17 protein-coding genes are annotated in these 17,901 nt (G+C 45.3%); 12 read left to right on the top strand and 5 right to left on the bottom strand.

All coding sequences use genetic code 11. From position 1 onward, the window contains the following. Nucleotides 1-4 precede the first annotated feature (4 nt). The 5 genes from MSG34_RS15225 to MSG34_RS15245 are packed head-to-tail and all read left to right on the top strand — an operon-like array spanning nucleotide 5 to nucleotide 4,911. Entirely contained in the window at nucleotides 5-556 is a 552-nt protein-coding gene (locus MSG34_RS15225) for a F0F1 ATP synthase subunit delta (protein ID WP_048608584.1), read from the top strand. A gap of 9 nt (nucleotides 557-565) precedes the next feature. After that, nucleotides 566-2,107 carry a F0F1 ATP synthase subunit alpha gene (atpA, locus tag MSG34_RS15230; RefSeq protein ID WP_048608585.1) on the top strand — a complete coding sequence of 514 codons (1,542 nt, stop codon included), beginning with the start codon at nucleotides 566-568 and terminating at the stop codon, nucleotides 2,105-2,107. Nucleotides 2,108-2,153: 46 nt separating this feature from the next. Further along, on the top strand, nucleotides 2,154-3,023 hold the full coding sequence (atpG, locus tag MSG34_RS15235; RefSeq protein ID WP_248338292.1) for a F0F1 ATP synthase subunit gamma: 870 nt from the start codon (nucleotides 2,154-2,156) through the stop codon (nucleotides 3,021-3,023). Between the two features lie 44 nt (nucleotides 3,024-3,067). After that, entirely contained in the window at nucleotides 3,068-4,453 is a 1,386-nt protein-coding gene (gene atpD, locus MSG34_RS15240) for a F0F1 ATP synthase subunit beta (RefSeq protein WP_019820615.1), read from the top strand. 14 nt (nucleotides 4,454-4,467) lie between these two features. Then, nucleotides 4,468-4,911 carry a F0F1 ATP synthase subunit epsilon gene (locus tag MSG34_RS15245; RefSeq protein ID WP_017060844.1) on the top strand — a complete coding sequence of 148 codons (444 nt, stop codon included), beginning with the start codon at nucleotides 4,468-4,470 and terminating at the stop codon, nucleotides 4,909-4,911. 165 nt (nucleotides 4,912-5,076) lie between these two features. On the opposite strand, the gene MSG34_RS15250 is transcribed toward MSG34_RS15245, so the two are convergent. Beyond that, nucleotides 5,077-6,039 carry a nitrilase family protein gene (locus MSG34_RS15250; RefSeq protein ID WP_248338294.1) on the bottom strand — a complete coding sequence of 321 codons (963 nt, stop codon included), beginning with the start codon at nucleotides 6,037-6,039 and terminating at the stop codon, nucleotides 5,077-5,079. Nucleotides 6,040-6,144: 105 nt separating this feature from the next. Between MSG34_RS15250 and MSG34_RS15255 the strand changes: the two genes are divergently transcribed. Beyond that, a complete protein-coding gene (locus MSG34_RS15255) occupies nucleotides 6,145-7,032 on the top strand; it encodes a LysR family transcriptional regulator (protein ID WP_248338296.1) in 888 nt (295 codons plus the stop codon). A gap of 113 nt (nucleotides 7,033-7,145) precedes the next feature. Here MSG34_RS15255 and MSG34_RS15260 read toward each other — a convergent pair whose 3' ends face one another. Genes MSG34_RS15260 through hisD form a run of 4 tightly spaced genes read right to left on the bottom strand, consistent with a single transcriptional unit; the run spans nucleotide 7,146 to nucleotide 10,909 of the window. After that, nucleotides 7,146-7,862, bottom strand: a complete 717-nt coding sequence (locus MSG34_RS15260; protein ID WP_248338298.1) for an alpha/beta hydrolase — start codon at nucleotides 7,860-7,862, stop codon at nucleotides 7,146-7,148. An 8-nt stretch (nucleotides 7,863-7,870) separates the two neighbouring features. Next, nucleotides 7,871-8,866, bottom strand: a complete 996-nt coding sequence (locus MSG34_RS15265; RefSeq protein ID WP_248338300.1) for a cupin domain-containing protein — start codon at nucleotides 8,864-8,866, stop codon at nucleotides 7,871-7,873. 17 nt (nucleotides 8,867-8,883) lie between these two features. Beyond that, nucleotides 8,884-9,615 (bottom strand): SDR family oxidoreductase, encoded by a 732-nt coding sequence (locus MSG34_RS15270; RefSeq protein ID WP_248338302.1) that lies wholly within the window; start codon nucleotides 9,613-9,615, stop codon nucleotides 8,884-8,886. A gap of 1 nt (nucleotide 9,616) precedes the next feature. Beyond that, on the bottom strand, nucleotides 9,617-10,909 hold the full coding sequence (gene hisD, locus MSG34_RS15275) for a histidinol dehydrogenase (protein ID WP_048608595.1): 1,293 nt from the start codon (nucleotides 10,907-10,909) through the stop codon (nucleotides 9,617-9,619). Nucleotides 10,910-11,233: 324 nt separating this feature from the next. Between hisD and MSG34_RS15280 the strand changes: the two genes are divergently transcribed. The 6 genes from MSG34_RS15280 (at nucleotide 11,234) to MSG34_RS15305 (ending at nucleotide 17,892) form a co-directional block, all read left to right on the top strand. Continuing rightward, nucleotides 11,234-11,983 carry an aldolase/citrate lyase family protein gene (locus MSG34_RS15280; protein ID WP_248338304.1) on the top strand — a complete coding sequence of 250 codons (750 nt, stop codon included), beginning with the start codon at nucleotides 11,234-11,236 and terminating at the stop codon, nucleotides 11,981-11,983. A 139-nt stretch (nucleotides 11,984-12,122) separates the two neighbouring features. Beyond that, nucleotides 12,123-13,085: a substrate-binding domain-containing protein gene (locus tag MSG34_RS15285; RefSeq protein WP_248338306.1), complete on the top strand. Its 963-nt coding sequence runs from the start codon at nucleotides 12,123-12,125 to the stop codon at nucleotides 13,083-13,085. Between the two features lie 314 nt (nucleotides 13,086-13,399). Continuing rightward, on the top strand, nucleotides 13,400-14,395 hold the full coding sequence (locus MSG34_RS15290) for a TRAP transporter substrate-binding protein (protein ID WP_086774248.1): 996 nt from the start codon (nucleotides 13,400-13,402) through the stop codon (nucleotides 14,393-14,395). A gap of 168 nt (nucleotides 14,396-14,563) precedes the next feature. After that, complete coding sequence (locus MSG34_RS15295; protein WP_086774247.1) at nucleotides 14,564-15,127, top strand: TRAP transporter small permease; 564 nt, start codon at nucleotides 14,564-14,566, stop codon at nucleotides 15,125-15,127. Next, a complete protein-coding gene (locus tag MSG34_RS15300) occupies nucleotides 15,124-16,404 on the top strand; it encodes a TRAP transporter large permease (protein ID WP_050643927.1) in 1,281 nt (426 codons plus the stop codon). Before MSG34_RS15295 ends, MSG34_RS15300 begins: the two co-directional genes overlap by 4 nt. A 513-nt stretch (nucleotides 16,405-16,917) precedes the next feature. Beyond that, entirely contained in the window at nucleotides 16,918-17,892 is a 975-nt protein-coding gene (locus MSG34_RS15305; RefSeq protein ID WP_248338308.1) for an ester cyclase, read from the top strand. The last annotated feature ends 9 nt before the right edge of the window (nucleotides 17,893-17,901 follow it).

Below are 17,901 nucleotides of genomic sequence, written 5' to 3' on the forward strand. Positions count from 1 at the left end.
CAATATGTCAGATTACACCAATATTGCTCATCCCTACGCCAAAGCATCGTTTGAATTTGCTTTAGGTGAAAACCAGTTACAAGAGTGGCACTCAATGCTGTCCATTCTTGTGGCTGTCGCGGAAGAAGAAACGATCGCTAGTCAGATTTCTTCAGCAGAAGGTGCTTCTACACACCAAACAGAAGAGCTGGCAAACCTCATCATTCATATTTGCCAAGGACTCGTTGATGACCACGTCATTAATCTTATTCGAGTCTTGGCCGAGAACGGCCGTCTTTCTGTTGTAAGAGACCTGTTTGAATTGTTCTGCGAGCTAAAGGACGAACATGAACGTGTAGTGCCTGTCACTGTCACCAGTTCAGAAATGCTGACACAGGATCAAGTTACGTCACTAACAGCTGCACTTGAGAAGAAATTAGAGCGTCAGGTTGAAATGAAGCAGGTTATTGATGACACGTTAGTAGGTGGAATGGTCATCAAGGCGGGTGAAACCGTTATCGATGGTTCTTTAAACACATCAATTGACCGACTGGCTCATCAACTTCACGCGAGATAGGTAACAATTATGCAATTAAATTCAAATGAAATCAGCGATCTAATCAAAGAACGCATCTCGAAATTTAATGTGAGCACCGAGGCTCGCAATGAAGGCACTATCGTATCGGTTCGTGATGGCATCATCACAATCAATGGCCTTGCTGATGTTATGCAAGGCGAGATGATTGAGCTACCAGGTGGCAAATACGCACTCGCACTTAACCTCGACACCCACTCAGTAGGTGCGGTGGTTATGGGCCCCTACACTGACCTCTCTGAAGGTATGAAAGTGAAAGGTACAGGTCGTATCTTGGAAGTACCCGTCGGTAACGGACTTCTTGGCCGTGTAGTAAACACATTAGGCGAGCCAATTGATGGCAAAGGCCCAGTGAGTTGTGACCGACTCGACCCTGTAGAAGTGATTGCGCCCGGTGTAATCGAACGTAAGTCTGTTGATCAGCCAATTCAAACTGGTTATAAAGCGGTTGATACCATGGTGCCGATCGGCCGTGGTCAACGTGAACTTATCATCGGTGACCGTCAGACGGGTAAAACAGCGTTAGCTATCGATGCGATCATCAATCAGAAAGATTCTGGCATCAAATGTGTGTATGTGGCAATTGGCCAAAAAGCCTCCACTATCGCTAACGTGGTTCGTAAACTTGAAGACCACGATGCGCTTAAAAACACCATCGTCGTTGTGGCGTCAGCATCAGAGTCTGCAGCGCTTCAATACCTAGCCCCTTATGCGGGTTGCACCATGGGTGAATACTTCCGTGACCGCGGTGAAGATGCGCTGATCATCTATGATGACCTATCAAAACAAGCCGTTGCTTACCGTCAAATCTCATTGCTATTGAAACGCCCACCGGGTCGTGAAGCCTTCCCTGGCGACGTATTCTACCTTCACTCACGCCTACTAGAACGTGCAGCACGAGTGAATGCAGAGTATGTAGAGAAGTTCACTAACGGTGAAGTGAAAGGCCAAACAGGCTCATTAACGGCGCTTCCTATCATTGAAACTCAGGCGGGTGACGTATCAGCGTTTGTACCAACCAACGTAATCTCAATCACTGATGGTCAGGTTTTCCTTCAAACCCAACTGTTTAACTCAGGCTTACGTCCTGCAGTAGACCCAGGTATCTCGGTATCTCGTGTGGGTGGTGCGGCGCAGTGCAAGATAATCAAGAAATTGTCTGGTGGTATCCGTACTTCATTAGCTCAATATCGCGAGCTGGCGGCCTTTGCCCAGTTCTCTTCTGACTTAGATGAGATGACACGTAAACAGCTAGACCATGGTGAGCGTGTAACCGAATTAATGAAGCAAAAACAATACTCTCCAATGTCAGTCGCTGAGCAAGCAACGGTTATCTACGCGGCAGAAAAAGGCTACTTGGTCGGTGTTGAACTAAGCAACATTGCCCGTTTTGAAGAAGAGCTGATTGCTTACGCCAAAGGTCAAAACCCTGCGTTGTTCGAAAAAATCAACGCGACAGGCGATTACAACGACGAAATCGATGGCGCTCTTAAAGAGATCCTAGAAGGTTTTGTTGGGATGAAAGCTTGGTAAGTGCTCCGGTTTGTTAGCTGGAAATCAAAACAAATAGGAGCAGATTATGGCAAGTACTAAAGAAATTCGCACCAAGATAGCCAGTGTTAGTAACACACAGAAAATCACTAGCGCAATGGAAATGGTTGCAGCAAGTAAGATGCGCAAGGTTCAAGACAACATGACGCTAACTCGTCCCTACGCAGAGAACATGCGAAAAGTTATCTCTCATGTTGCATCGGGTTCGCTGGAATACCAGCACCCTTACCTGCAACAGCGTGAACCTAAGCGTGTCGCTTACATCATTATCTCGTCCGATCGCGGCTTGTGTGGTGGCTTGAACTCAAACTTGTTCAAGAAAGTATTAGAAGAAATGGAGCTATGGCGCACCAAGGGAGTCGAGGTAGAAACAACCTTAGTGGGATCTAAGGCTATCTCGTTCTTCCAACGCGGCGGCAACGTTATTGCACAAACGTCAGGTCTTGGCGATACCCCTAAGTTAGAAGACATCTTAGGTACAGTGAACGCGATGCTCGGTCATTACGACGAAGGCAAGATCGATAGCTTGTATCTCGTTTACAACCAGTTCGTCAACACCATGGTTCAAGCGCCAACGACCTTGCAGTTGCTCCCCCACCCTTCAGATTCAGAGGAAGGTGGTGAGCCTAAAAAAGCGCGTCGTTGGGACTACATCTATGAGCAAGCACCTAAAGACATACTCTCAGAACTGTTACATCGATACATCGAATCGCAAGTGTATCAAGGCATTGTTGAGAGCATTGCCTGTGAGCAAGCAGCCCGAATGGTCGCTATGAAAGCGGCGACTGATAACGCAGGCCAACTCATTGATGACTTGCAGTTGGTCTACAACAAGGCGCGTCAGGCTGCCATTACCCAAGAGCTGAGTGAAATAGTCTCAGGTGCCCAAGCTGTCTAGGGCTAGAAAAGACTGGGTCAAGAACAGAATTTGAGGATTTAAGAATGAGTGTTGGAAAAATAGTTAAAGTAATCGGCGCGGTGGTTGACGTCGAGTTCAGCGGCGGCAACAGCCCACGCGTTTATGATGCATTGAAAGTGACTAGCGACGAAGCAAGCTCGTTAGTATTGGAAGTTCAGCAACAACTGGGTAGCAATATCGTTCGTTGTATTGCAATGGGTACGTCAGATGGCTTACGTCGTGGCCTAACGGTTGAAAACACAGGCTCGCCAATCACGGTTCCTGTGGGTGAAGAAACACTAGGCCGTATCATGAACGTGCTTGGTCAACCTATCGATGAGTGTGGTGAAATCGGTCAGAAAGAGAACTACGAGATTCACCGTGAAGCCCCTTCTTATGAAGAACAAGCAAACAGCACTGAGCTTCTAGAAACAGGCGTTAAGGTTATCGACCTTATCTGTCCATTCGCTAAGGGTGGTAAAATTGGTCTGTTCGGTGGTGCTGGCGTAGGTAAAACCGTCAACATGATGGAGCTTATCAACAACATCGCCAAAGCCCACTCAGGTCTTTCTGTATTTACCGGTGTAGGTGAGCGTACTCGTGAAGGTAACGACTTCTACTACGAGATGAAAGAAGCAGGTGTACTAGACAAAGTAGCCATGGTTTACGGCCAAATGAACGAGCCACCGGGAAACCGTCTACGTGTAGCACTGACAGGCCTGACTATGGCTGAGCGCTTCCGTGATGAAGGTCGTGACGTACTGTTGTTTATTGATAACATTTACCGTTACACGCTTGCCGGAACTGAGGTATCAGCACTATTAGGTCGTATGCCTTCAGCAGTAGGTTACCAACCAACACTGGCTGAAGAGATGGGTGTGCTTCAAGAGCGTATCACTTCGACTAGACAAGGCTCTATCACGTCTATCCAAGCGGTATACGTACCTGCGGATGACTTGACCGATCCATCACCAGCAACAACCTTTGCTCACTTAGATGCGACCGTTGTACTGTCTCGTAATATCGCGGCATTGGGCCTCTACCCTGCGATTGATCCATTGGATTCAACCTCTCGCCAGTTGGACCCGCTTGTGGTTGGCCAAGAGCACTACGACATTGCACAAAAAGTACAAACAACGCTGCAACGCTACAAAGAGCTAAAAGACATCATCGCGATTCTTGGTATGGATGAGCTGTCTACTGAAGACAAACAGACCGTATCTCGCGCTCGTAAGATTGAACGTTTCTTAACGCAGCCTTACCACGTAGCTGAAGTGTTTACAGGTCAGAAAGGTGTCTTTGTACCGCTAAGCGAAACACTAAGAGGCTTTAAAGGTCTGTTAAGCGGTGAATATGACGATATCCCAGAGCAAGCGTTCTTGTACTGTGGCTCTATCGACGAAGTGCTTAACAAAGCGAAATCACTCTAAGAGGTAGGTGCACCATGGCTATCGGAATTACAGATAATACATTTCAACTTAATATTGTAAGTGCGGAAGGTACGCTGTTTTCAGGTCCAGCGTATGCCCTAGCCGTTTCTGGCGCTGATGGTGAACTGGGGATTCGCCCCGGTCACTCCCCGCTTCTCAGTAAGATCAAACCGGGCGTAACCGTGTTTGTTACAGACCCTAAATCAGAAGGCCAAGTGCTGTATGTTTCTGGTGGGATGCTGGAAGTTCAGCCGGATGTGGTTACGTTATTAGCCGACACGGCCTTGCATGGTAAAGACATTGACCGCGCTCGCGCAGAAGAAGCGAAATATGCCGCTCTAGAGAACATCAACAAGGGCAACATAGACATTAACTTTGCACAAGCTCAGCTAGAATTGGCGAAAGCCGTTGCTCAATTGCGTGCATCAGAGCTGACTTCTTCTCATACAAGACACTGAGAATAGAACTTAGATGCTTGATACCTAATGCTTAATGTGTAAATAGTCTACCCACTTAAACATGATTTAAGTGGGTAGACTACATCAAAAACCCTCACTTCTCTTTCAACTTCCCCACCCTTCTAACCGCTACTAATACATCCTTTTTCTCCCGAGCTTACACCATTACTTCTCTGCAAAACGCGCTTGGTGTGGATCCAATTCATGACCTAACGACTGCGTCAGCGAATGATAAAGCTCAGGCTTACGACCACGAATCCAACGTCTCCCGGTACACATCTCTAGCTCTTGCGCTTTCAAATTCGCAATCACCATATCGTCATCAACGCTGTCCGTCTCGGTGATGATTTCCCCATAAGGGCTTAAGATCATCGCATTGCCTGTTCTCACTTCATCCATATCAACACCCACACCATTGCTGAACACCACAAACATACCGTTATCGTGTGCTCTTGCAGGCAACCAACGCATTAGCCATTCGCGCCCATTTTTACCCTGCATTTCAGCACGAATCACCTCTGGGTTTTCATCTCGGTTAAACCATAAATCTGGGTCAATTCGCTTCATCGCATTGGGGCTACGTGACTGGCAACCGCCCGTCTGGTGTGGTGCAATCAAAATATCGGCGCCTTTCAATGCGGTAATTCGAACATTCTCAACCAAGTTGTTATCCCAACAAATCAAGATACCGACTTTGCAACCGTGGGGCGTATCGAACACAGTGTATTGGTCGCCGCTGCTCATATGTGGGCTCACAAAGGTGTGCAGTTTACGGTGTTTCTGAACTTCTCCATTTGGCATCGCGAACACATAAGTGTTGTATAACTCGCCATCCACACCCTGCTCTATCAAGCCTGCGCCAACACTCATCCCAAACTGTGTTGCCAGTGCAATCAGCTGTTGAGTAGATTCACCGTTCGGCACAGGTTCCGCTAGTGCTTCTATCTCGTCTCGCGACAAAGCAGACACATGCCAGTAGCCAGTAATGCACATCTCTGGGAAACTGATGATCTCCACACCACTCTCCGAAGCTTGTCGAACATATTCTTCTATCACAGATAGGTTATACGCCTTGTCACCTGCATGATGGTTGAATTGAACCGACGCTACTTTAATATCTCTCTTCATGATTCGTCCTCAATTTCGCTTAATCTGATTTGGTCTGGACTCAGTATAAAAAATCGATTCAATTCCATATAATGAAAGATATTCTTAGTTCAATGAGCATTTGGAATGGAATTTGATTTACTGAAGGCATTTTGTCAGTTAGCTAAATCGGGCAATTATCGCCTGGCATCAGAGCAGCTCTGCATCACTCAGTCAGCTCTTACCAAAAAGATCCAACGACTTGAATCCAACATTGGGACGAGTCTATTCTCTCGTGGCAGAAATGGCGCAGAGCTGACGCATGCGGGTAAAACATTACTGACAGAAGCCCAACGTTTAGTTCATTCAATGCAGGCGTTTGAGCAGCTTTCAGGCTCTGTGGTGAAAGGAACTCAGGGACATTTGAACATAGGCTTTGGCGTGTCCACTTATCATGAAGCGCCCAAGCTGATTGCGGCTTATAAACAGCAATACCCAGACGTTCATGTCACTTTAAATGACACACCGTCTAAGCAACAGACCGACGAGTTATTGAGCCATGATCTCGATATCAGCTTCAATCGGATACCTAACTCTTTGGGTTTAGAAAGTCTAACCCTATTCAATGATTCGCTTGTGATTGCGGTGCACAAAGATCTTCTCAAGCAAGCGCCAGGTAACGATCAGGTTCTCTTTGAGTTATCGAAATGGCCTTATCTAAAATTGGCTCAGCACCGTGGCCCCGGATTAGACAGACAGATTCAACAATATTGTCTTGCCAATAAAATCGACTTATCTAAGACACAAGAAGCCGACGACATTCTGACTCTACTTGCCTTGGTTTCGGCCAATATCGGTTTCACCATAGTACCCAGCAGTGCGCAGTACATTAGTAACACCGATGTGGAATTCATTGAGTTAGAAGGTGAACACGCGACTTGGCCTGTCGGGTTAATCTGGAATGGAGAGAGTGACAACCCACTCAGGGATAGGTTTGTAGAGTTTGTGGCGAATCAGGTTGAAAGCGACTCATAAATCAACAAAGGCTTCTCATGTTTAGATGCAGTGGCAATTGCAATATAAAGCGCACTCCACTTTATATTGCATACTCGACATGAAAAGTGACTTCGCCAGCTCACTATTAAGAATCACAGCTGACTGGCTTCAAACCAGCTACGAATATGCTGCGCAACGATCTTAGGCTGTTCCATCGTCGCTAAATGCCCACAATCAGGAATGACATGAAGTGATACCTGTTTGATGTGTTTTGCCATTAACAGGTGATTGTCGATTGGGCATAACAGGTCATCTTTTCCAGTAATGATCAACGTAGGAACCTGAATATCGGCCAGTAGTGGTCTAGCGTCAGGACGAGTCGCCAATGCCTGAGCGTGAGCCTCAAACCTTTCCATACCGATGTTATTCGCCATTTGCGTGATTCTTTGAGTCAGCTCTTGATTCGCTAACTGGTTCGGATGGATAAGCACTGGCATTAAAATATCAGGGGTTATTGACTCAAACTCCCCTGCTTTTGCTTTATCGACTAAAGCATTTCTTTTCTCCGACACCTCTGGCTTTTCATCTGCGGAATTGGTGTCCATTAAGATTAAGCCTTTCACGCGTTCTGGTGCCTGTCGAAAGACTTCAAACGCAAGGATGCCGCCCATAGATAAACCACCAAGCACGAAACTATCAGGGGCATTATCTAGGACTTTACTCGCCAAGGCTTGCATGGATGTTTCCGTTCCTAAATCACAAGTAAAAGGAGCCACCCAATTGGGCAGCTCTTTATTGACGTATTGGAACAACGTTTCATCACACAACAAACCAGGTAGCCATAACAGTGGTACTTCTGGTTTCATCATTCGTTACCCTATACAGTTTGTGGCTGATCAGAACCAAGAACAACGTAAGTAAAGCTAGTGCCTCGCAGGTTTACAAGGCTGTATGACGCGCCGTCTGGAACACTGAACACATCACCAGTGGTCAGCAAGACTTGCGCCTGCTCGCCGTCTTGGACGATGTTTAACAACGTGTCACCTTCAAAGTTAATCAGTACCTGCTTCTCACTACGTTTGTGTACTGGGATACTTGCACCTTCAGTCAATTCATAAGCCATGATGCTGACGTCATCAACGCTTTTAACTTGGAAGTCGTAGTCAGATGATGGGTGTCCTGTTAACGCAAACTGTTTAACGCCCGGCTTATCAAAATCACCAGAAACCTCTCGATAATCCTTTTTCAGCGCAACAAAAGGCATCATCTGTTCAGCCGTGTAAGTATCAAATTTGCTCAACTCTTCGCTCGTTAGCAGAGGCATCAGCTCAGACTCATTTGGAATAGCATCACCGTCAATGGTATCCACCAATGTACCGTCTGATTTCAGATACAAACCGTAACCTTGGCTATCAGTAATTACGCTTGGGTGCCAAACCACACCACCACCGGAGTTATCGCCACCTAACACAGAGTACATAAAGCCGTAATCACGCCCTACTACCTCAAAGCCTCTAAAAAGATTGGTCGGAATAGAGATGACATCACCGTGTGAAAGCACCGCTTCGTGTTCACCTTCGTTACCCCAATAGAATCTAAACTGACCTTTGAAGACCACGAATAGCTCAGCAGTATGATGAGAGTGCAGAGAGTTTTTGATACCTGGAGGCTGACCAGCAGCACCGATGTTAAAACCAGCCGTTTCGCGAATATGAACATGCTGACGGCTGCTTTCAGCCACACCAGCACCAATGATGCAGAAGTTATCTTTTAGATCGCTTCCCGGAGTACGTGCATCAATGAAAGCACTTGTACCCGGGATCAGCTCCATGTAACGAACGAGATTATTATTTATTGTATTTTGTAGAGTCATTCTAAATTCCTTCTTACCTAACCTAGCGGCCTGCCACCATCCACCGCGATGGTATTACCCGTTGAAAATGTCAGTAGTTCCGCAGCGGCATAAACAGCGTTGGCAACCTCTTCATCACTGGCTAATCGCTTTAGTGGTGTCGATTGCTCTTGTGCATTACGCCATTCATCATCTAGCCCTTTGACAAATTCGGTATCCACTAAGCCTGGAGCGACAGCGAGCACTCGAATGTCAGGAGACAATGCTCGACCTAAAGATCGTGTCATATTCTCGACTGCAGACTTACTCGCACAGTAAGCCACGTTACTGCCCATTGCGGTTTGCGCCGCAATTGAGGTGATGTTGACCACGCAACCTTTAGCACTACGAAGTAAGGGTTCAAACGCACGCACCATGGCGAATGGCGCACGAACATTGACGCGGAAGATCTTGTCTATCAACTCATCATTCAAGGATGCTAAGTCATTGTGTGCGACAAACTTTGTCATGCCTGCACAGTTCACTAGCAAATCTAATGAAGCAGACGACTCTTTAACTTGGTCCGCTAATGAGCCAATCGCAGAGCTGTCTTCAACATTGAGTTGATACATGGCATGACCTGAGCCTTGCAAGGTATCTAAGATTGTTTGAGCTGCGCTTTCATTACTGTTGTAGGTAAACACAACGCGGTAACCAGATTTTGCGAGCTTGTGACATATGGCGGCACCAATGCCGCCACTGCCGCCTGTAACTAAGGCGAGTTTTGTCATGTTATGCCTCTACCGATTTTTCTTTGTAACGACGTACACGAATGTCTGCTTGCTCTTTATGGCCAGCGAAACCTTCTAGTGCACATAGGCGTGAACAGTACTCACCTACTTTTAGCGAAGCTGATTCCGTTACGCGTTGGTAAGTACATGTTTTAATGAATTTACCGACCCAAAGACCACCGGTGTAGCGTGCAGCTTTATTCGTTGGCAATGTATGGTTAGTACCGATGCACTTGTCACCGTAAGAAACGTTGGTCTCACGGCCTAAGAACAACGCACCGTAGTTAGTCATGTTATCTAGGAAGTACTTAGGATCTTTTGTCATTACTTGTACGTGTTCAGAAGCAATGTCATCTGCTACTTCAACCATCTCTTCGTAGCTATCACAAACAATAACCTGACCGTAGTTTTCCCAAGCCTTACCAGCTACTTCAGCGGTAGGAAGAATCGTTAGCTGACGTTCAATCTCTTTTACTGTCTCTTCTGCAAAGGTTTCGCTATTCGTTAGCAACACCGCTGGAGAGTTGTAACCGTGCTCAGCTTGACCAAGTAAGTCCGCTGCCGCTAATTCTGGGTCACAGCCCTCTTCGTCAGCAATAACCAATGTTTCTGTTGGACCAGCGAACAAGTCGATACCAACACGACCAAACAATTGACGCTTTGCTTCTGCTACGAACGCGTTGCCTGGGCCAACGATCATGTCTACCGGTGCAATCGTTTCAGTACCAAGCGCCATCGCACCAACTGCTTGAACACCACCAAAGCAGTAAATCTCATCCGCACCCGCCATCGCCATTGCCGCAACAATCGCCACATTTGGTTGGCCGTTAAAAGGAGGAGCACAAGCTATAACACGCTTCACGCCAGCCACTTTTGCAGTAAGAACACTCATGTGCGCAGAGGCTACTAATGGGTACTTACCACCAGGGATGTAACAACCAACACTGTTTACTGGCACGTTTTTGTGTCCTAGTACCACACCTGGCATCGTTTCAACTTCTACGTCGTGCATTGAGTCACGTTGGATTTGAGCGAAGTTGCGAACCTGTGTTTGTGCAAATTCAATGTCGTGTTTGGTAGATTCGTCCAATGCGTCCACACATGCCTGAATTTGCTCATCTGTTAAGCGAAACTGCTCCGGAGACCAGTTATCAAATTTTTCTGAAAGCTCACGTACTGCACTGTCACCTTTCTTTTCAATGTCAGAAAGAATGTTCTCTACCGTTTGGCGCACTTGCGCGTTGTTTGATGCTGATGCTTCTTCAGTGATGCCGTGTTTTAGAATGCGAGCCATGCGTAATTCTCCTTGTGGCGTATGCCTAGTGTTTGCTGATTATTGGTTTTAACAGAGTTTATTCTTTGTTTTGTATACTTTTGGATACGAATGCAAAATAAACATAAACATTTTTTTAACACTTGGCAAATCGAAGACAAAACCAAACAAAAAGCACATAAACCACTGTTAAATAATAACTTTAACCATAATCACCATCAACATGGCATTTATTAATAGCAAAAAACAATCATATAATGTTGCATTGATCACATAGTTTTTACTCTTTTTTTACAACCACACATGTTAAGTTTTGCATACCTTTGCAATGGAGAGATAAAAGAAATGGATAACTTTAAAAACACACTAAACCACGCAGAACTGCTCGGCACATTTGTCAAAACGCCCCACCCACACATCATTGAAGTGCTTGCGCTAGCAGGTCTGCCTTTCGTTGTATTGGATGCTGAACATGCACCTTTTGATCGTTCGACTCTGGATGCTTGTCTACTTGCTGCACGTGCCAACCAACTTCCTTGCGTTGTTCGAGTCCAAGACAGCCACCCATCGACCATATTGAATGCGCTAGATTGCGGGGCGACTGGTATTCAGATCCCACACGTATGCAGTGCAGAACAAGCAGAGAAACTGGTGAAAATGTCTCATTACGGTGAAGGCGGCCGAGGTTATGCCGGTTCAAGCCGAGCAGCAAAGTACGCAACCAAACCGATGGCGAACCACTTAGAAGACAGCAAAAATAACACCGTCGTAATTGCACAAATAGAAGACCCTGAGGGGGTGATAAATGCTGAATCTATAGCAAAAGTTGAAGGCATTGATGCACTGTTCATCGGGCAAGTTGATTTAGCCGTATCTTACGGAGCAGCGAGCGTTAAGGAAGAGTGCGTGCGTGAAGCAAGCATCAAGATCATTGAGGCGGCTAAAAAAGCAAACAAACCTGTAGGTATGTTCGTCGCAAATGCTCAGGCTGCGCGTGACTGGAAAGAACTTGGCGTGTCCTTCTTTTGTGTGGGTTCTGAACACAAAATGATCATTGATGGCTTTCGAAATGAGCAAGCCGTCATGAATTCATAATTTTTCTTTGTGATTTCAACGGTTACACGTATTGTAATTATCAAACCAGACTCATTGACTATGACGTTGCGCTTGGATTTATCGCGTTATAAGGAGATTCACCATAAAAGCGAAAGTTACTTCTATTGATGTCGCCAAGATGCTTGGCGTATCTCAATCTACCGTTTCTCGGGCATTTAGCCCGACTGCAAGTATCAGTGAGAAGAAGCGAAAAATGGTGATGGATGCCGCTACCAAGCTTGGCTATACACCCAATGCTATTGCTCGTAGCTTGATTTCTAATCGCTCAGGACTTGTAGCTATCGCACTCGATAGTGAGTCGAACCCAATGTACGACTTGCAATCTCGTGCGCTCGCGATGGAAATTCAAAAGCGTGGCGGTCAAGTGGTGCTCTGCCCTATCGACAAAGATGACCTCGATCTCGCTATCTCGCGTGCAATTGAATATCAAGTTGATGGTTTAATCATCGCCACCAGCCGTCTAACCTCCCGAGCATTTGCACAGTGTGAAAAGTTTGGCGTTCACTTAAGCCTCATTAACCGCTATACAGAAAGCATTAATGCGAACAGCGCTGGCTTAGACAACCAGCAAGCTGGCACACAAGCGGCTGATTATTTACTTGATAAAGGCTACAAACAGCTGGCATACGTAAGTGGTGACGCAGGATCAATGACCAGTGACAAACGTTGGTTAGGCTTCTCTGAAACCGCAAAAACACGTGAAGCGGCCTCCCCTATCTTCATCAACGCAAAATACAGTTTTGAAGCAGGGTTAGAAGCAGCCAAAGAGCTGATGGAACACACATCAAAACCTGACGCCGTGTTCTGTGCCAATGATATTCTCGCAATGGGCGTTATGGATGGTTTGAGAAAGCTTGGGTGTAACATCCCACAAGACTTCGCAATTATGGGCGTCGATGATATCCCTATGGCTGCTTGGCCAAGCTATAACCTCACCACCATTGCCCAGCCTATCGATAAAATCGTAAAAAGTGCCGTCGAAGACTTGATGCAACGGATTAACGACAATGAAGATGCGAAGGGCGAGTACCTACTTGAACCCGGCACCATCATAGAACGCGGTAGTACATCATTAAGTTAATAAAGGGGTTGGCTGACATAACCTACACTCAGCCTTGCGAAAGTCTCTATTTTCCCATCAATAAAACCCATTCAGTTTAGAGTAGAAGCCCTAATACCATGTTAGGGCTTCTTTCTGTGATCTTGTCTAAAATTTCATCGATTCAAATTAACTTCTTTATCACTTTTATGGATTTGTTATTGACTTGTTAGTTGTGTGTTTATATTTTGGATTCGTATGCAAAAATTAGGATATGAAGTGCGGATAAATAACCCACTGAACAACATGGCTCAAATGAATGCACATAAAAGCCATGTGATGAACAAGGAAGAACGATGAAACGCGCAATCTTTACCTCGATTACTGCCCTCGGCTTAACGCTGTCTAGCATGAATACCTTTGCAAGCAATGTGATCCGCCTTGCTCACGACAGCCAAGAAACATCACCCGTCCATAAAGCAATGCTTCACTTCGAAAAAGAGTTGGAATCTCGCTCTAACGGAGAGCTTGAAGTGGAAATCTACCCTGCCCGTCAACTGGGCGATGTAAGAGAAACCACAGAGCTTGTTCAGCAAGGTAACTTACAGATGACGTTTGGCGCATCGGTGTTACTTTCACCTTACGTACCTGAGTTCAACGTACTTGATGTCTTCTACCTGTTTGAAGACGAAGCGCAAGCACACAAAGCATTGGACAGCGACAAGATCGGCAAACCACTTCTTAATTCAATGGAATCAAAAGGCTTTCATGGCTTAGGTTTCATGGAAGTTGGCTTCCGCAGCATCACCAATAACAAGCAACCGATTAATAGCATTGAAGACTTGAACAGCTTAAAGATTCGTTCAGCGTCTAACCCAACACAAATCAGTGCTTGGAAATCGGTAGGTACGGCACCGACACCGCTTTCTTGGGGTGAGATCTTCACATCACTACAACAAGGCTTAATCAATTCACAAGAAAGCGCGGTTTACTCTATTTACGCTGAGCGTTTTTATGAAGCACAAGAGTACTTATCGCTAACTAACCATATTTACACTAACTACGTGCTATTCATGAATAAAGAGTTCTGGGATTCTCTCCCGAGCGATCAACAAACTCTTATCAATGAAGTGAGCCAAGAAACCATTGCAGTACAGCGTGATCTCGCGGCGAAGCAGAACCAAGAAGTCATTAAAGAGCTTGAAGCCAAAGGCATGACAGTGAATGTGGTACCAACCGACGTTCGAGCTCAGATGAAAGAAAAAATGAATGCCGCCGTTTACCAAGAACTGCGTAGTAAAACAGGTGAAGAACTATTCGATAGCGTGATTACTGAGATTGAGCATCTGTAAATAGCGCCTCGTTTCATCGATTACCTGTCACCGACAAATAATTTTAACGATCTAACCATCGTTATCCCAGGTCTTGAAGGGCATTCTATAAACGAGTGCCCTAAAGCCTATTCTGTCGTGTATTCACTGGCATTCAATGCCCTTTTCAACATCTCCTAGGAGTGACGTATGAAATGGTTTCGCCTGTTCGACCGATACTTCGAACCAACACTTATTGTGTTCTCTATTTCGTTAATGACCGCTTTATTATGCTTACAGATTACATTGCGCCTATTCGACGCCTCAATTGCATGGGCAGAAGAGCTCGCTCGCTATCTTTTCGTTTGGGCAATGTACTTAAGCATCAGCTACTGTATTCGCGATGACCGACATATTCGTATTCGTCTATTCATCGACAAACTACCGGGGAACTTAACCCACTACAGCTTGATCCTTTCAGACCTTATTTATCTAGCTTTCAGTTGTACTGTGGCGTGGTTTGGTTTCAAGGTTATTGGGCGCAGTTTAAAGTTAGGCCAGATAGCGCCAGCAATGGAAATCCCAATCGCATGCTTATACGCATCAGTCCTTGTGTGTGCCGTCTTGAGTTCCATTCGCTTAGTGGTCAGTATCAACAAGCGTATTTCAACCATTGCTTACTCGCCAAAACCCGTTCGACTCACTCAGCATCGTTACCGTCACTTGAAAGCAAAACATCGCACTTCTAATCGTTTGTTGGAGTTAAGCTTATGACCTCTGCTTTGTTATTTGGTAGTTTCGGATTACTGCTTCTTATTGGGGTTCCCGTTGGGATAGCACTTGCTGGCGCAAGCATGCTCGCTATATTGAGCCTCCCCTTCTTAAACGTTGAGTTTTTAGTTCAAGGGTTAGTCACAGGGCTAGATTCATTCCCTCTTCTTGCTGTCGTGTTATTCACGCTTGCTGGTAACTTAATGAGCCAAGGCGGCATATCCAAACGCCTTCTTCATGTTGCTGAAGTCTTCTTTGGTCACTTCACTGGTGGTTTGGGTATTGTCGCAATCGTAGCGTGCATGTTCTTCGCATCGATTTCTGGTACTGGCTCGGCAACCGTTGCGGCTATTGGCTTAACAATGATTCCATCTATGGTCAAAAAGGGCTACGACCGCAGTTTTGCTGGCGCACTTATTGCTTCTTCAGGTGGCATTGGAGTGATTATCCCACCATCTGTGGTGATGATCGTCTACGCAATCACCGCCGAAGTATCCGTCACTAAAATGTTCATGGCAGGAATCGTACCCGGGCTTGTGGTTGGTTTAGTGTTAATCGGCTACTGTTTGATCGTATCCAAAATTCGCGGCTACAAAGGCAACGAAACAAAAGCGACATGGCCGGAGCGAATTACAGCATTAAAAGAAGCGATATGGGCAATGTTACTGCCTGTCATCATTCTTGGTGGTATCTACTCTGGTATCTTCACGCCAACAGAATCAGCCGCTATCGGTGTGTTGTATGGTTTGTTTTTCGGCATGTTTGTTTACAAAGAGTTGGATTATAAAAAGGTCGTGAAGATCATTTTAGAATCCTCGCTACTGGTTGGTGCCGTACTCGTTATTGTTGGCGCTTCGGTCACCTTTGGTCGAATCCTAACGCTTGAACGCCTGCCAACCGAAATCGCACAGTTCATCCTGTCGATTACTGACAACAAGTTACTTATTTTGCTTTGTATCACTGCATTGCTGCTGATTGTTGGCACCTTCATGGAAACGCTCGCTGCGATTGTTATCTTGACCCCAATCCTGTTGCCTATTGTTACAGCATTAGGAATGGACCCAATTCACTTTGGTATCGTCATGATCGTGAACTTGGCCATAGGCTTCGTGACGCCTCCACTCGGCGCCAACCTCTTTATGGCAAGCCAAGTCGGTAATATACCCATTGAATCCTTGTCTCGAGCCATAATAGGATGGATAGGTGCTCTACTCGTGGCTTTAATGATAATCACCTTTATTCCAGCCATATCACTGTTTCTTCCGGAGTTATTGTCTTAAACGTTTCCGGGAACAAAGCCACTTGATATTCACCTTTGAGTGGCTTTTTCAATCCAATCACCCTCAAACTTATTGTTGCATGCGAATTCATTCTTAGTTAAACAATCTTAAACAAATAATTAACAATCAAAGTCAAACTCCATCAAACTAGAATCATTACTCTAAATTCCCTCTCGTCATCACGTCGATATTATAAATCATCACAGAGCATTATCTGATTTAATACCCACTTCTTCACGAAAACTAAATATCAATTAAATACAATAAGTTAAATAACAAAGCATTGCCTTTAAACCCAATTTTGTTGTTCATATACACTCGATCAATAATTAATATTCATTCAATTTATTTTAAGAGAGCCGTATTTAGTGAATTGTTAAAAAACAGATCTAATCCACAATAAAGAAACATATGCAATACACCTCATTGACACAATAGCAACAAAAGGCAATATTGGATACGTAACCAAAACTAATTCAATAACGAAACTTTTGACGCATCAGGAGGCGATAAATGGCTATGGTTGGCTTTGATTCTAAATGGCAAGATTTTCCAGACTACATACTAGGTATCACTAAAGAAATTTGGGAAGATCGAGGTCTGAGTACCCTGCATAACTATTACTCACCTGACATTATCGTCCGTACACCACTCTCCATAACGAAGGGAAACGAAAAGGTCATTAGCGCGACCATGGGCACGTTAGCCGAGTTCCCAAACCGTACCTTATTGGGTGAAGACGTTATTTGGTCAGGGACTCCTGAACAAGGCATGCTTTCGTCACATCGAATCATTTCAACAGCAACTCATACTAATGATGGCGTGTTTGGTAAAGCCACGAATAAAACACTTAAGTTTCGAATTATCGCAGACTGCCATGCCATCAATAATCAAATCAATGATGAGTGGATGATCCGAGACATCGCTGCGATTTCAAACCAACTGGGTATGACGTCAGAAGAGTACGCCCGTCAACAAATTGAAGTAGAGGGTGGCGTTGAACAATGCTCATACCCTTTCACTCCTCAGGTCGACATACAAGGCCCTTACCTTGGCGTAGGTAATGACAGTGAATACGGTCAGCGCTATGAAGACATACTACGACGTGTAATGAATGCTGAGTTCTCAGTAATACCAACAGAATATGACCGCGCATGTATCGGCGAATACACGGGTGGGCAAACAGCACTCTCTCATAATGAAATAGACCAGTTTTGGATGTCACTTCGCTCTTCATTTCCAAACGCTGAGTTCAAAATTCACCACCGTATTGGTCGCAATGACGAAATGATGTCACCACGTGCTGCTATTCGTTGGTCGTTGCAAGGCAAGCATGAAGGCTACGGTATGTTTGGAAAGCCTACAGGAAAAGACGTTTACATCATGGGAATCAGCCATGCAGAGTTTGGACCTTGGGGTCTACGTAGAGAGTTTACGCTACTTGATGAAAGTGCGGTCTGGAAACAGATTTTAATCCAAATCGGTTAACTATATAAG

The sequence above is a fragment of the Vibrio sp. 1CM2L genome (genome assembly GCF_023161695.1).
Classification (GTDB): Bacteria; Pseudomonadota; Gammaproteobacteria; order Enterobacterales; family Vibrionaceae; genus Vibrio; species Vibrio coralliirubri.

Coding starts and splice junctions, on each gene's coding strand:
- MSG34_RS15225 (WP_048608584.1), top strand. CDS start 5: ATGTCAGATTACACCAATATTGCTCATCCCTACGCCAAAGCATCGTTT.
- atpA (WP_048608585.1), top strand. CDS start 566: ATGCAATTAAATTCAAATGAAATCAGCGATCTAATCAAAGAACGCATC.
- atpG (WP_248338292.1), top strand. CDS start 2,154: ATGGCAAGTACTAAAGAAATTCGCACCAAGATAGCCAGTGTTAGTAAC.
- atpD (WP_019820615.1), top strand. CDS start 3,068: ATGAGTGTTGGAAAAATAGTTAAAGTAATCGGCGCGGTGGTTGACGTC.
- MSG34_RS15245 (WP_017060844.1), top strand. CDS start 4,468: ATGGCTATCGGAATTACAGATAATACATTTCAACTTAATATTGTAAGT.
- MSG34_RS15250 (WP_248338294.1), bottom strand. CDS start 6,039: ATGAAGAGAGATATTAAAGTAGCGTCGGTTCAATTCAACCATCATGCA.
- MSG34_RS15255 (WP_248338296.1), top strand. CDS start 6,145: ATGGAATTTGATTTACTGAAGGCATTTTGTCAGTTAGCTAAATCGGGC.
- MSG34_RS15260 (WP_248338298.1), bottom strand. CDS start 7,862: ATGATGAAACCAGAAGTACCACTGTTATGGCTACCTGGTTTGTTGTGT.
- MSG34_RS15265 (WP_248338300.1), bottom strand. CDS start 8,866: ATGACTCTACAAAATACAATAAATAATAATCTCGTTCGTTACATGGAG.
- MSG34_RS15270 (WP_248338302.1), bottom strand. CDS start 9,615: ATGACAAAACTCGCCTTAGTTACAGGCGGCAGTGGCGGCATTGGTGCC.
- hisD (WP_048608595.1), bottom strand. CDS start 10,909: ATGGCTCGCATTCTAAAACACGGCATCACTGAAGAAGCATCAGCATCA.
- MSG34_RS15280 (WP_248338304.1), top strand. CDS start 11,234: ATGGATAACTTTAAAAACACACTAAACCACGCAGAACTGCTCGGCACA.
- MSG34_RS15285 (WP_248338306.1), top strand. CDS start 12,123: ATGCTTGGCGTATCTCAATCTACCGTTTCTCGGGCATTTAGCCCGACT.
- MSG34_RS15290 (WP_086774248.1), top strand. CDS start 13,400: ATGAAACGCGCAATCTTTACCTCGATTACTGCCCTCGGCTTAACGCTG.
- MSG34_RS15295 (WP_086774247.1), top strand. CDS start 14,564: ATGAAATGGTTTCGCCTGTTCGACCGATACTTCGAACCAACACTTATT.
- MSG34_RS15300 (WP_050643927.1), top strand. CDS start 15,124: ATGACCTCTGCTTTGTTATTTGGTAGTTTCGGATTACTGCTTCTTATT.
- MSG34_RS15305 (WP_248338308.1), top strand. CDS start 16,918: ATGGCTATGGTTGGCTTTGATTCTAAATGGCAAGATTTTCCAGACTAC.